We start from the raw sequence: 12,484 nt of genomic DNA on the forward strand, positions 1-12,484 counted from the left end.
CGGCCTTTTTTGTGTTCCATTCTTCTTAGCGTTGTAAATCCGCGTTTTGCTGGCGGTACCCCTACAAGATCATTTCTTAGAAAATACGTTTGAAAGAATGAGTCGGTCACGTCTCGCCTATTGACAAAGAAAATTTGGGCGCATATTATAATACCCATAGGGGTATACGTATAAAGTTGATCAATCACATTTCCATTCAAAAACCTAGGAGGAGACAACATGTCTGCACAATCGAATTTTTCCGCTGATAAAACATTAGATTGCAAGGGCTTGGCATGTCCCATGCCTGTCGTACGCACAAAAAAAGCGATGGAAGAAATGTTACCGGGTCAAGTGATGGAGGTACAAGCGACGGATAAAGGGTCATTGGCTGACCTGAAGAGCTGGGCAAACAATACGGGACATGAATTTTTGGGAACGATTCAGGAGGGGGAAGTATGGAAGCATTTCCTGCGAAAAGCGAGTACCCATGAGGTGAAGGAGGAGACGAACTTCTTGCGGACCATTTCCAATGAAGAACTGCAAAAAAAGCTGGAAGCCAACGAGAAGCTAACGCTCATCGATGTGCGAGAACAGGCAGAATACGCTTTTCATCGCATTTCTGTAGCCATTTCAATACCCCTGGGAGTATTAGAACAACGCTTGGATGAGCTACAGCCCGATGACGACATCTATATCATCTGCCGATCTGGCAAACGCAGCGACATGGCTTGTCAGTTGCTGGCCGAAAAAGGTTTTACCAAAATCACCAATGTAGTACCGGGTATGTCCGGCTGGAATGGCCCGGCAGAAAAACAGTAAGGGGGAGAAAAAGATGATGGAACAACAAACAAGCGTGAAGGCAATGACAGCACACGAGCTAACGCAGCTTCTTTTTGCTCAGGAGGAATTGTTTATTCTCGACGTTCGGAATACGAGCGATTACGAGGCTTGGCAAATCGAAGGGCATCGTGTAGTGAGCATGAACATCCCTTACTTTGATTTGCTGGATGGGGTGGAGGCTGTTCTTGAGAAAATCCCTGTGAAACAGAAGCTGTTGGTCGTCTGTGCAAAAGAGGGCTCGTCCATTTTTGTCGCAGAGATGCTGGCAGAAGCGGGCTTTACGGATGTTTCTTACCTGCAAGGAGGCATGAAGGCGTGGAGCGAGCATCTGGAGCCAGTGAAGGTGGGTGACCTCCGTGATGGCGGTGCGATTTATCAGTTTGTCCGCATTGGAAAAGGCTGCTTGTCTTACATGATCGTATCAGGAGGGGAGGCGGCTGTCGTCGATACATTGCGGATGACGGATGTGTACGAAGCTTTTGCAGCCAAGCATCAATGGACGATCAAGCACACCATCGATACCCATCTGCATGCCGACCATATTTCCGGTGGAAAGAAGCTGGCAGATCGGCTCGATGCATCGTATTGGCTTCCAGAAAAGGATGCGGAAGAGGTTACGTATTCCTATCGTAAGCTAGAGGAAGGGCAGGAAATTCAGGTGGGCGCAACCAAAATTGCGATTCTGCCGATCTATTCGCCCGGACATACCATCGGGAGTACGTCACTGATTGTCGATGATACGTATTTTCTCACGGGAGACAGTCTGTTCGTAGCTTCGATCGGACGCCCGGATTTGGCTGGGAAAGCAGAAGATTGGGTGGGAGACCTGCACAACACCTTGTATAATCGATATAAAGAGCTTCCCGAGCATTTAGTCGTGTTGCCTGCTCATTTTGGCAGCTACACGGAGCTTGGTCCAATGGGTGCCGTATCTGCTCGTTTGGGTGACTTGTATCGCAATAATCCAGGGTTAACGATTGCGGATGAAAGTGAATTCCGGCATATCGTAACGCATCATTTGCCGCCGCAGCCGAATGCGTATCAAGAGATTCGTCAAGTGAACATGGGGAAATTAAAACCGAGCGAAGAGGAACAACAAGAGATGGAAGTAGGACCAAATCGCTGCGCCATTCACGATAAATAACGGAAAGGTAGTTCAAAAAGTCATCTTTTGATCACGTATTTATATAACAGGAGGAATGAAAACATGGCGGATATTGTGGTAGATACAAAAGGTCAGGCTTGCCCAATGCCCATCGTCAAAGCAAAAAAAGCAATGGACGGGATGCAATCCGGTCAAACCATGGAAGTACTCTCGACAGACAAAGGTTCTCTGAACGACTTCACTGCTTGGGTCAAGCAAACCGGGAATGAGCTGGTTTCCCATGAGGGTGAGAACGGTGTGTACAAATTTTTAGTGAAAAAGCTGTAGGGAGACAGGAGCGAGCACTTTTGGATGAAGCCGCTAACGGTTCGTACAGTGCTCGCTTACTCCTGATTTTCATAAACGATACGTACGCCAAGGTGCGTATAGGTTTCTTCTTTGTAGTGGCCATTTGGGCATTGCTTTTCACTGAACAAGGCATTTTTGTGTGAGCGCAAAGGTTCTTGGCAGGTGGGGCACCGATGCTGAAAAATGGATTTGAAAAAACGAACCATTTAAATCACCTTATTCACAGTTATTTACTTGGGATTAATTTTACTTGAAGATGGTTCATTTGAAAAGAGGGTTGAGCATTCCGATGTGTTAGGTAGGAATGCGAGGAGGATATATGGACGTTTTATTGCTTCTGCTCATGGTCTCTCTCGGTTTTGTCGGTTCCTTTTTTTCCGGATTGCTCGGGATTGGCGGAGCGATCATCAGCTACCCGATGCTCCTGTTTATACCACCGGCACTAGGTGTGGCGCAGTTTTCCGCCCAGGAAGTTTCAGTGATATCGATGTTTCAAGTATTTTTTGCGTCACTGTCTGGCGTACTGGCTTTCCGCAAAAGAAACGGGAAAAACTCGCCCCTGATTCATAAAGGACTCGTCAGAGATATGGGTGTAAGCATCTTGGCAGGTAGCCTGATTGGTGCGGCTCTCTCTCAATACTTGTCGAATGAAAGCATCAATTTGGTGTACGGGATACTGGCGATCATCGCTGTGATTTTGATGCTCGTGAAAAACAGGGGAACAGAAGCGGCAGCAGGGGAAGTCACATATAACCGCTTCATTGCTGCTGGCGCTGCGTTTGCCGTGGGAATCGTATCCGGGATTGTCGGTGCAGGGGGTGCGTTCATCCTCATTCCGATCATGCTGACTGTATTGAAAATACCTACAAGGGTGACGATTGCCTCATCTTTGGCTATTGTATTCATCTCCGCAATAGGTGGTGTGATCGGGAAGCTGTCAGGTGGGCAAATTCCGCTTTTGCCCGTTTTGTATACGGTCATCGGAAGTGTTTTGGGGGCACCAGTGGGCAGTATGGTCAGTGCCAAGAGCGATGTGAAATATTTGCGGTATGGCTTGATCGTGCTGATCTGTGGAACGGCTATCAAGATTTGGAGTGACATTCTATAAGGAAAGATGCTTTTCGTAGCAAAAGCTTCTTTTGCTTATTTTTATACCCATACAAGTATAAGTATTGTAAAGGAGCGTTCTTAGATGGAAAAACAAAAAGAAAAAACGACAATTGTGCTGTTCAGCGGCGACTTGGATAAAGCAATTGCAGCATTTATTATTGCGAACGGTGCTGCTGCCTATGATCATGATGTCACGATTTTCTTCACCTTTTGGGGTCTGAATACCATGCGCAAGGACGAGATCGTGAAGGTAGAAAAGGGCTGGCTTGAAAAAGCGTTCGGTTGGATGATGCCAAGAGGCGCCAAGAAGCTCGGGCTGTCTAAAATGAACATGATGGGCATGGGGCCAGAGATGATCAAGCATGTCATGAAAAAACACAATGCCCTGACGCTTCCTCAACTCATCGAGCTGGCTCAGGAGCAGGGAGTGAAGCTGGTCGCTTGTACGATGACGATGGACTTGCTTGGTCTCAAACAGGAGGAATTGCTCGACGGAATGGAGTATGCAGGTGTAGCCGCTTATTTGGGGGATGCGACACAGGCAAAAGTAAACCTGTTTATCTAAAACAGCTCGCGTAGGCGCTTCGCTTGACATTGCCTGTATTTCGCATAAGATACCTGTATGTAAGTAAGGTTGTTCCAAGATTATAAGTATGCCTTGTCGTGAAACAGGAGGAATTCATATGGATTACAACTACAGTGACGATATCAAGAGACGTTTACGCCGAATCGAAGGACAGGTTCGCGGTGTGCTGAAAATGATGGACGAGCAGAAAAACTGCAAAGACGTGGTAGCGCAGCTCTCTGCCGTTCGCAACGCTTCAGACAAGGCGATTGCCCAGATTGTAGCGGAAAATCTGCAACGCTGCTTGTTAGAAGAGCAGGCTGTTGGAGGAGACACGAGCAAGCTGGTGAAAGAAGCCGTAGAGCTTTTGGTCAAGAGCCGTTAAACCGATTTTGGAGAGGAGTTTCCTATGAGTTTTACTACGATTCTTTTGCTGATCGCCTACGCAATCATTATTTGGTATGTCATCTCTCGCTTTGTTCCTGTGAAAGGGTTGGAGAATCTCAAATCAGATCAGTTCAAGGAACGGGTCAACCAAAAAAGCAGGGTGCTGCTCATCGACGTACGCGAACCGCACGAATATAAAGCGGGTCATATTCCATCAGCGGTGAACATCCCTTTGTCTCAGCTCGACCAACGTGCAAAAGAAATTTCCAGCAAAAACGATATATTGCTGTACTGCCGGAGCGGGATGCGCAGCAAGCAGGCAGCAAAAATTTTAAAGAAACACGGCATTCCTCAGATGGCCCATCTGCAAGGCGGGTTCATTACCTGGAATGGTCCGACGAAAAAGAAGTAACAGCTAGCACCTGGTGTATGTGTGAATACCCGGGTGCTTTTTTATGCGATGAAAAAACAGGGTTGACATTTTGTTTTGTTGTAACTAAAATGATTACAACAAGGCGATGCGATAATGCCTATTCTTTTTGAGAATGTTGTAACCAATTTGGTTACATCTATCACATACAAAACGGAGGGAATATCATCATGAAGATTGCAATTGTAGCAGCAAGCGGTAAAGCAGGTAAGGTGATTATGAAAGAGGCGTTGGATCGTGGCCATCAAGTGACAGCGATTGTGCGTGATGCATCCAAAATCGAGCAAGCTGACGTAGCTGTGATTCAGAAAGATGTGTTTGACCTGACAGCCGCAGATTTGAACGGCTTTGACGTAGTCGTGAATGCTTTTGGGGCACCAGCGGGCCAAGAACATCTGCACGTAGAGTCAGGGAAGGCTTTGATTGAAGCATTGAAGGGTGCTCCCTCTACACGATTGCTCGTTGTAGGTGGTGCAGGCAGTCTGTTTGTAGACGAAGCCAAAACACTGCGTCTCGTAGAAACTCCTGATTTCCCTAAGGCTTACTTGGCAACGGCGCAAAAGCACGGAGAGTACTTGCGTGTATTGGAAGAGTCAAACGGCATTCAATGGACCTATATCAGTCCATCTGCCTTTTTTGACCCAGCAGGGGAGAGAACAGGCACGTATCAACTCGGAAAAGACCATCTGCTAGTGAATGCTAGCGGACAGAGCTATGTGAGCTATGCCGACTACGCAGTGGCGTTGCTCGATGAAATCGAAAATCCGAAGCATCGCAATGAGCGCTTCACAGTGGGCTCCTAATCTCGATTTGGAATTAGGCTCCTGAACAAAAAGACCAGCTTCCTACTAAAGGATAGCTGGTCTTTGTTGTGTATCGAGATTATCTGCCAATCCCACCGACGAATGGGTAGGAAAACGGGCGTCCATTTAAGGAATAAATGATCCCTTTAATCGGGTAGTAGATCGCCATCAGTCCAAACACAATCAGGAACGGAATCCCAATCAACAAGAAGGTGAAGAACCAGGAAATAGCGATGAGCACCGTCATAATGATGTGGAAGAACAAAGCTTGCAGCGCCATATTTTTGGCGTCACGATTTTGTACGAGCAACCAGACAAGAATGGGCACAAGGATCGGTGCAAAAAATGTGCTAGCGTGCGTTATGACTTTTACACCTTTATAATCCATAAATAAGTCCTCCTTGATTAGATGTAAAACTGATCTACTGTCATTGTAGCGTATGGAAATCATTGAAAAAACCATCATGAGCGTGATTATTTGATCCGACTATAGACGGAGGAATTTTTATTTCCATTCGTTTACTGTTATAGTAGTAAGAAAATCTTTCGTTTTTGGTAGATAATTCGTAATGTTTTTTGGATATGATATTGGATAAGCAAGAATTGAGAAGGGAGCATATAGACATGATGATCGATTGTCATCATCCATCCAGCATGAAGGATCGGATGATGTTCTTCTATAATTTTTTGCGGTCACCTGGCCAAGTAGGCAGTATTACTCCTAGCTCCCGTGCGCTTTGTAAACAAATGGTTGCGCCCATCGACTGGGAACAAGCACATACAATTGTGGAATTAGGAGCAGGAACGGGTATCTTTACGAAGTGGATCGAGCAAAAGAAAAAAACGGAAGCTGTATTGGTATCCTTTGAAAAGGAGACCAAGATGCGCAAAAGGTTGGAACCACTATTTCCCGATGTACGCTTCCACGAAGATGCGGTAGATTTGAATCGGGTTCTTTCGGAAGCGGGATTGGGAAAGGCCGACTGTATTTTGTCGGGACTGCCATTTGCCAACTTCCCGCAAGAGCTGCGCGATCAAATTATGGATCAGGTATATCATGCGCTAAAACCAGGCGGAGTATTTGTCGCTTTTCAATATTCGCTGCAAATGAAAAAGCAGCTTTCCTCTGTATTTGAGCAAGTATCGGTGAAGATGGTTCCATTGAATCTGCCACCTGCCTTTGTCTACATTTGCCGGAAGGATGATGGCAAGGGTGTCGGCTAGGAGGATTTCGAAATGATTGTCGATATGCTGTCCGAGTCTGTGGGTCAGTTTGGCTATTTTGCTCTTTTCTTTATGTTATGGCTAGGGATTGTCGGTATGCCGATTCCTGATGAGGTGATCGTGCTGTCTGCAGGAGTACTGACCTCGATGGGACTTCTGCATGTTTTTCCTGCATTTATTGCGACCTATTTGGGTGTCGTTTCTGGGCTGTCATTGGGATATGTGCTCGGGAGATGGCTAGGTGCACCTGCACTGAACTGGATTAGTCGCAAAAAAGGAATGAACAAGTACGTAGATCAAGCGCAGTCGCTGCTCGATCGTTACGGAAGCTACGCCCTATGTATCAGCTATTTCTTTCCTGTCGTCAGGCATGTGGTTCCTTACTTGGTCGGGATCGGGAAAATGACGTTTCCACGGTACGCCCTGTTTTCGTACACAACCGGCTTTGTATGGACGCTGATCTTGTTTTTGCTCGGTCATTTCATGGGGAATAAGGTGGAGATGCTTACTTCCTATGTGGCCTTGTTGAATAATCGAACCGTGATTTTCTCTGCCTTAGGTGTACTGGTTCTCATTGCTGCTGCTTATTATGGATTTACTGTTTGGAGAAAACAAAAAAGCATGGCAGCTGCGTCACAGCCTTTGATGATCGATCATGATCGACAAGAGTAATCCGGATGTAATAATAACGAACCCTCTGCGTAGAGCAGAGGGTTTTTGCGTATGTGCGGCGCTGGCACAATTGATGGGCTTTGGATAGCGATTATGAGGTAGCCTTGTTTCTTCGAATGTTTCGCTGGCGCAGCCATTCCGGCAAGATGATTCCGAGTAAAATGATCACGACACCGCTCACTTGGAGTATAGAGACAGATTCATTCAGAATGACAAAGGAGGAGAGCACAGCCATAGGTAGCTCAGCTGCTCCTAATATAGCTCCCATCCCCGGTCCTATGTGGGGCATACCATAATTGAAAAAAACGGTCGGGATCAAAATACCGAAAAAGGCGAGTAAAAATACGTAGGGAAACAACCCGTCCAACAATGCTCCGTTGAATAGAAAAACGGGTGGGTAAATCAGGCTGGCCAACAGAAAAGAGCCAGTCGCCATGCTGGAGCTACGAATCCACGGATTAATAGCAATGGCGGTTTTCCCGCTGAACAAAATAAACAATGTAAAAGAAACGGCTGAGAGAAGACCGAATACGACACCCAGGATATGAAATTGGGCCAATCCGCCACTCTCAAAAATTCCTCCTGCAAGAAGGGTCCCTGTCAGCAGCAATAGGAGGGAAAAAATCGTCTCCTTTCCAGGCATCCGGCGAGTCATCACAGCTTCAATTAGTACGCCCATCCACGTGAATTGAAACAAAAGGACAATGGCGATCGAGGCTGGGATATATTGCAGGGCATTGTAGTACATAATTCCCGTCGAACCGACTGACAGACCTACGGCGACCAATACTAGCAACTGGCGAAGGGGAGGCTTGGTCCGCAGGAAGAAAAGAGCGGGTATCCAGGTCAGCACAAAGCCCAAAAACATTTGCCCACCAATTACCTCTGCGGGCGAATATCCTTGCTTGTAGGCAAGTTTTACGATGGTTGATAGTATGCCGTAACTACATGCTCCAAGAAAAACCAGGAGGATGTATCTCATCTGATGCATCTCCTCACATACGATAATAATTCTTAGCTAGGATATTACGACAGCGTCCGTTTGTCTATGGATGAAGAAGATTCCATTTTTGGTTCGAACAAAGGTTTATGTTTGATCCCAGCGGGAAATAGTGAAATGACACTATGTAATCGTACCCACTACAAATGGTGTAGCTATTTTGGTGAACAGCTTAGAAAAAAGGGGGAGGCTTGTGTACCTGAAGTGGAGGGATCGATTATTTTCCACATTTTTATTGTTGATTCTAGGTCCTACTATTCTTATTTGCTTCCTTTTTTATGAACAAGCCGAAGAGGCAGTATTTGAACTACACGAGACGAACATGGATGTGAATATCGGGCTCGTCGATGAAAGGCTTTTGTCTCTTTTTCAGTCTATCCAAAAGGATACCGATGAATTGGCGAATAGACTGTCCAGACGTATGACAGAGGGACCATCTTTTGTCGAAGGAAAAAAGAATGGCTTCAGGCGTGAATGGACATCGCAGGAACAAGCCGTCCAAAATTTATTCGAGCGTTTCTCCCGTAATCAAAATGTGGTAGGAAATATTGTTTTTCTCGGTGAGGATGGAAGAGTTTTCTCATTATACGAAGATAAGAGCTGGAATGCGGAAAATCAATTTCTGGAACGCGAGCCATGGGGAACCGGAGAAAACAGGGTAAATTTCCTTACCAAAAGGGAGCAAGAGGGGCGCCCAAAATCATTTTTTCTTGAGAAGCGCCTGGAGAGTTCGAATCCAAAAGCTGCGGGACTTTTAGTAGTGGAAATCAATCTGGATAAACTGACAGACTGGATCCGTACCTATGTCGTTCCAAAAGAGTATGGCATGATGGTCCTTTCCCCCTCCCGAACCATTATGATTCACACCGATAAAACAATGATTGGAAATCATGTTTCGGTGCTTCCTCATTATGAAATGGTACGCAGTCAGTGGGAACAATCTAATGAAAATGGACTCTTTTCCTTGCTCATCCAAGGCAAGGACATTTACGTATACCGTCAAGTATCTGAAAAAAGCGGGGGTGCTTTTTTTGAGTGGATGCCGAGAGATGGGATTAATGAACGATTACAACGATTGAACCTCATCTTTTTTTTCACTCTTTTTATCGTTGTTTTATTTGCCTGTTATGTGGCTCACCGATTATCAAAATGGATTGGTGAGCCGATCTATAGCTTGGTATCTGCCACTGACTCCTTGTTGAAAGGCGATTTTTCCGTACGTGTCCCGATACAGGGGATGAAAGAAATAACGCTGCTGGAGAATAAGTTCAACACCATGGCAGAACAGATGCATGCGTTAATTACCCGAGAGCGGGAGTATTCGCAACAGAGCCTGGATCAAATCGTTCGCAGCTTTTATTTAGCCGTAGAGATGAAGGACCCTTATACAGCAGGACATACAGAACGAGTTACGCACTATGCCCTTATCATTTACGATTATTTACAGAAACAAGAGCAGCTTGCGGTTTCACGAGATGATTTACGTTATGCTGGCTTAATGCATGATATCGGAAAAGTAGCCATTCCTGATCACGTCCTTTTAAAAACAGGAAAGCTATCGCCTGACGAGTATGAATGCATGAAAACTCATTCCATCATCAGTGGAAAAATTGTGGAGCAGATAGAAAACCTGTCTCATATCAGTCCAGGGGTACGGCATCACCATGAGCGATGGGATGGAAAAGGTTACCCTGGTCAGCTCACAGGGGAAGAAATCCCACTGATTGGGCGCATTCTTGCCGTTGCAGATACGTTTGATGCGATGACTTCTACGCGTTCCTATCGCAAAGCTATGTCCGCAAAAGAGGCGTACGAAGAAATTCTGCGATGCCAAGGAACACAGTTTGACCCCTCCATTGTTACGATTTTTAAGAAGGCTTTTGAGGATGGAGCTATTCAGATTACACAATCGGCGAATTGTAAGGGAAGAGTTAGTAAGGATAGAGAGATTTCCTAGCGCTGGATAGCTTTACTCCTTGCTATCGGCTACTAACTTTGGTATTCTAGTTCTACCGTGCTAGACGGGGAGGTTGCGGTGCCCTGTAACCTGCAATCCGCAATAGCAGGGTTGAATTCCTATCCTAGGTTTTCTTATGTGAGGCTGCCTTATGGCGGCGGTGTTGAGGAGCGGGTCCTGTGCAACGCGAACCCATGAACCTGGTCAGGTCCGGAAGGAAGCAGCCATAAGTGGATCATCGCGTGTGCCGCAGGGTAGCCTGCTCTGAGCTGCTACCATAAGTAACGCTCGGATAAGGATTATCGAAGATAGGTGCACGGTACTTATCACGCATGTACAGATAGCATGTTTCCGAAGGGAAGCATGCTATTTTTGTTATACGATCCAATTGTTTTTTGTTGGAATTTGGCGATAACTAGCGAAACATTTCCATGCTTTTCAGGTGGATAGAATGAAGGTTTTACGAGTATTTTCACGAATTTTCATAATAGGCGGAAAGGATTTCGGTTTCTTTCCTTTCAAAATACGTCATAGGCCAGGAGGGACAAGCAATGAGTGCACTTTCTTCGTTACATCTCGTTGGCTCGTCCGGTCGATTGCAGCGGTTCATGCATCAACTGCCTACTGCCGTTTTATTGGTGAATCAAGCGGGTAGTATCGTGGAGGTCAACGAACAACTGCTTCGTGTAACCGGATATTCACGCGATCAACTTGTCAAAAAGCCTTTCAACTCTCTTCTTCCCCATCGAGGTTCCATGGAGCACTTGTATGAGGAATATTTGCGAAAGGAAGAAGAAGTGGGAACCAAAGGTGAGGTCGAACTGGAATGGTGTGATAAACAGGGGAGATGCAGGAACACATCTGTCATGATCATGGTACAGCAAGCAGAAGAGCTTCTGTACATGATCCATTTTCCCCAACTCGCAAAAGAAAGCGATCAGCTTTTGTCGCAACGATTGCTGACCAAACTGACCTATGATACAAGCATGGGCTTATTTATCCTCGACGAGAAATCGATCATTATCGAAGCCAGTCAGACGGCGTGCAAGCTGCTGGGTATGGAGAGACTGGACGTCATCAATAAACACGTCGATCAAGTATTTAGCGGCATCCCCGAACCGCATCGGTTCATTAAAAAAGAACTGTTGGAAGGCGTGAAGCTGCAAAATGTCGCGACTTCCTGGACCAATGACAACCAACGCTATGAGCTGATTGTTGACGCAAATACACTCCAAGACGAGTCAGGAAAAACAGTAGGGGCGTTTATTCTTTTCAAAGACATTACAAACCTGCGATCCTTCGCCCAAAAGCTCGAGCGGAATGAACGCTTGGCGATGATCGGGCAAATTGCTGCGGGTACAGCACACGAGATTCGCAATCCCCTTACCTCGATCAAAGGATTTCTGCAAATGTTCCTCAGGTTATTCGGTGACAGCGGCATGGACAGGGAGAAAACGTACACCGAAATTATGCTCACCGAAATCAATCGCATCAATTCTTTAGTCAGTGAATTCCTACTATTGAGCAAGCCGCGTAATATTCAATATTCCATGGTGGACTTAAACACCGTTTTTGAGGAAATTTTGCCGATCGTCGAGTCACAGGCGAATCTGTACGGAATTGATGTCCAGTTTGCCTCTTGCGGTAAGCTTCCGATGGTCGTCGGGGATAACGAGCTATTGAAGCAAGTGTTCATTAATATCTGCAAAAATGGAATAGAAGCAATGGGAGAGCAAGGGTCGCTTCGGATTTCCCATCATATCGATCAGGATGGCGACAAAGTGAGTATCGATATTCATGATACAGGTCCGGGCATCCCGCTTTACATTATTGATAAGATTTTTGATCCGTTTTTTACGACAAAAGAGGAAGGGACAGGACTCGGATTGTCTGTCTGCCAAAAAATCATTCACGATATTGGCGGTCAAATCCGTGTCTCCTCCAAAGGGTTTGGGACGACCTTCCATATCATGCTGCCGTATTAGGAGTAAAATGCGTCCCGCACAATTGTGAACGGGGCGTTTTTTAAGTGAGGCATGTCCGTTAACTTTGTACGAACGG

At 45.9% G+C, this 12,484-nt stretch carries 14 protein-coding genes and 1 other RNA gene; 13 read left to right on the forward strand and 2 right to left on the reverse strand.

All coding sequences use genetic code 11. From position 1 onward, the window contains the following. The first annotated feature begins 219 nt into the window (after positions 1-219). The 8 genes from EL268_RS00540 (at position 220) to EL268_RS00575 (ending at position 5,570) form a co-directional block, all read left to right on the forward strand. Positions 220-801: a sulfurtransferase TusA family protein gene (locus EL268_RS00540; protein WP_106657000.1), complete on the forward strand. Its 582-nt coding sequence runs from the start codon at positions 220-222 to the stop codon at positions 799-801. 13 nt (positions 802-814) lie between these two features. Then, positions 815-1,966, forward strand: a complete 1,152-nt coding sequence (locus EL268_RS00545) for an MBL fold metallo-hydrolase (RefSeq protein WP_106657001.1) — start codon at positions 815-817, stop codon at positions 1,964-1,966. Positions 1,967-2,029: 63 nt separating this feature from the next. Beyond that, complete coding sequence (locus tag EL268_RS00550) at positions 2,030-2,254, forward strand: sulfurtransferase TusA family protein (RefSeq protein ID WP_106657002.1); 225 nt, start codon at positions 2,030-2,032, stop codon at positions 2,252-2,254. A gap of 340 nt (positions 2,255-2,594) precedes the next feature. Continuing rightward, positions 2,595-3,383 carry a sulfite exporter TauE/SafE family protein gene (locus EL268_RS00555; RefSeq protein ID WP_106657003.1) on the forward strand — a complete coding sequence of 263 codons (789 nt, stop codon included), beginning with the start codon at positions 2,595-2,597 and terminating at the stop codon, positions 3,381-3,383. 84 nt (positions 3,384-3,467) lie between these two features. Continuing rightward, a complete protein-coding gene (locus EL268_RS00560) occupies positions 3,468-3,950 on the forward strand; it encodes a DsrE/DsrF/DrsH-like family protein (RefSeq protein ID WP_007719857.1) in 483 nt (160 codons plus the stop codon). 118 nt (positions 3,951-4,068) lie between these two features. After that, the gene (locus EL268_RS00565) at positions 4,069-4,335 is read left to right on the forward strand and encodes a metal-sensitive transcriptional regulator (protein WP_106657004.1); all 267 of its coding nucleotides are present in this window, start codon (positions 4,069-4,071) and stop codon (positions 4,333-4,335) included. 24 nt (positions 4,336-4,359) lie between these two features. Next, positions 4,360-4,749 (forward strand): rhodanese-like domain-containing protein, encoded by a 390-nt coding sequence (locus EL268_RS00570; protein ID WP_106657005.1) that lies wholly within the window; start codon positions 4,360-4,362, stop codon positions 4,747-4,749. Between the two features lie 188 nt (positions 4,750-4,937). Further along, complete coding sequence (locus EL268_RS00575) at positions 4,938-5,570, forward strand: NAD(P)-dependent oxidoreductase (RefSeq protein ID WP_106657006.1); 633 nt, start codon at positions 4,938-4,940, stop codon at positions 5,568-5,570. Positions 5,571-5,649: 79 nt separating this feature from the next. Here EL268_RS00575 and EL268_RS00580 read toward each other — a convergent pair whose 3' ends face one another. After that, positions 5,650-5,958: a DUF4870 domain-containing protein gene (locus tag EL268_RS00580; protein WP_069852527.1), complete on the reverse strand. Its 309-nt coding sequence runs from the start codon at positions 5,956-5,958 to the stop codon at positions 5,650-5,652. A gap of 236 nt (positions 5,959-6,194) precedes the next feature. Here EL268_RS00580 and EL268_RS00585 point away from each other — a divergent pair, with 236 nt between their 5' ends. Together EL268_RS00585 and EL268_RS00590 are read left to right on the forward strand one after the other, a co-directional pair. Then, a complete protein-coding gene (locus EL268_RS00585) occupies positions 6,195-6,794 on the forward strand; it encodes a class I SAM-dependent methyltransferase (protein WP_106657007.1) in 600 nt (199 codons plus the stop codon). Between the two features lie 12 nt (positions 6,795-6,806). Beyond that, positions 6,807-7,466: a DedA family protein gene (locus EL268_RS00590; RefSeq protein ID WP_106657008.1), complete on the forward strand. Its 660-nt coding sequence runs from the start codon at positions 6,807-6,809 to the stop codon at positions 7,464-7,466. Between the two features lie 91 nt (positions 7,467-7,557). Here EL268_RS00590 and EL268_RS00595 read toward each other — a convergent pair whose 3' ends face one another. Next, positions 7,558-8,448: an EamA family transporter gene (locus EL268_RS00595; RefSeq protein WP_106657009.1), complete on the reverse strand. Its 891-nt coding sequence runs from the start codon at positions 8,446-8,448 to the stop codon at positions 7,558-7,560. A 211-nt stretch (positions 8,449-8,659) separates the two neighbouring features. On the opposite strand from EL268_RS00595, the gene EL268_RS00600 reads away from it, so the two are divergent. The 3 genes from EL268_RS00600 (at position 8,660) to EL268_RS00610 (ending at position 12,408) form a co-directional block, all read left to right on the forward strand. Beyond that, the gene (locus EL268_RS00600) at positions 8,660-10,423 is read left to right on the forward strand and encodes an HD domain-containing phosphohydrolase (RefSeq protein WP_106657010.1); all 1,764 of its coding nucleotides are present in this window, start codon (positions 8,660-8,662) and stop codon (positions 10,421-10,423) included. A 55-nt stretch (positions 10,424-10,478) separates the two neighbouring features. Beyond that, positions 10,479-10,743: signal recognition particle sRNA large type (ffs, locus tag EL268_RS00605), an RNA gene on the forward strand. 231 nt (positions 10,744-10,974) lie between these two features. Then, complete coding sequence (locus tag EL268_RS00610) at positions 10,975-12,408, forward strand: PAS domain-containing sensor histidine kinase (protein ID WP_106657011.1); 1,434 nt, start codon at positions 10,975-10,977, stop codon at positions 12,406-12,408. Positions 12,409-12,484 lie beyond the last annotated feature (76 nt).

Origin of the sequence: Brevibacillus brevis (genome assembly GCF_900637055.1) — a bacterium.
GTDB classification, from domain to species: Bacteria; Bacillota; Bacilli; order Brevibacillales; family Brevibacillaceae; genus Brevibacillus; species Brevibacillus brevis.

Bases quoted from the DNA above. Each gene is read 5' to 3' on its own strand.
- EL268_RS00610 (WP_106657011.1), top strand. From the start codon at position 10,975: ATGAGTGCACTTTCTTCGTTACATCTCGTTGGCTCGTCCGGTCGATTG.
- EL268_RS00545 (WP_106657001.1), top strand. From the start codon at position 815: ATGATGGAACAACAAACAAGCGTGAAGGCAATGACAGCACACGAGCTA.
- EL268_RS00550 (WP_106657002.1), top strand. From the start codon at position 2,030: ATGGCGGATATTGTGGTAGATACAAAAGGTCAGGCTTGCCCAATGCCC.
- EL268_RS00555 (WP_106657003.1), top strand. From the start codon at position 2,595: ATGGACGTTTTATTGCTTCTGCTCATGGTCTCTCTCGGTTTTGTCGGT.
- EL268_RS00580 (WP_069852527.1), bottom strand. From the start codon at position 5,958: ATGGATTATAAAGGTGTAAAAGTCATAACGCACGCTAGCACATTTTTT.
- EL268_RS00560 (WP_007719857.1), top strand. From the start codon at position 3,468: ATGGAAAAACAAAAAGAAAAAACGACAATTGTGCTGTTCAGCGGCGAC.
- EL268_RS00590 (WP_106657008.1), top strand. From the start codon at position 6,807: ATGATTGTCGATATGCTGTCCGAGTCTGTGGGTCAGTTTGGCTATTTT.
- EL268_RS00595 (WP_106657009.1), bottom strand. From the start codon at position 8,448: ATGAGATACATCCTCCTGGTTTTTCTTGGAGCATGTAGTTACGGCATA.
- EL268_RS00585 (WP_106657007.1), top strand. From the start codon at position 6,195: ATGATGATCGATTGTCATCATCCATCCAGCATGAAGGATCGGATGATG.
- EL268_RS00575 (WP_106657006.1), top strand. From the start codon at position 4,938: ATGAAGATTGCAATTGTAGCAGCAAGCGGTAAAGCAGGTAAGGTGATT.
- EL268_RS00540 (WP_106657000.1), top strand. From the start codon at position 220: ATGTCTGCACAATCGAATTTTTCCGCTGATAAAACATTAGATTGCAAG.
- EL268_RS00570 (WP_106657005.1), top strand. From the start codon at position 4,360: ATGAGTTTTACTACGATTCTTTTGCTGATCGCCTACGCAATCATTATT.
- EL268_RS00565 (WP_106657004.1), top strand. From the start codon at position 4,069: ATGGATTACAACTACAGTGACGATATCAAGAGACGTTTACGCCGAATC.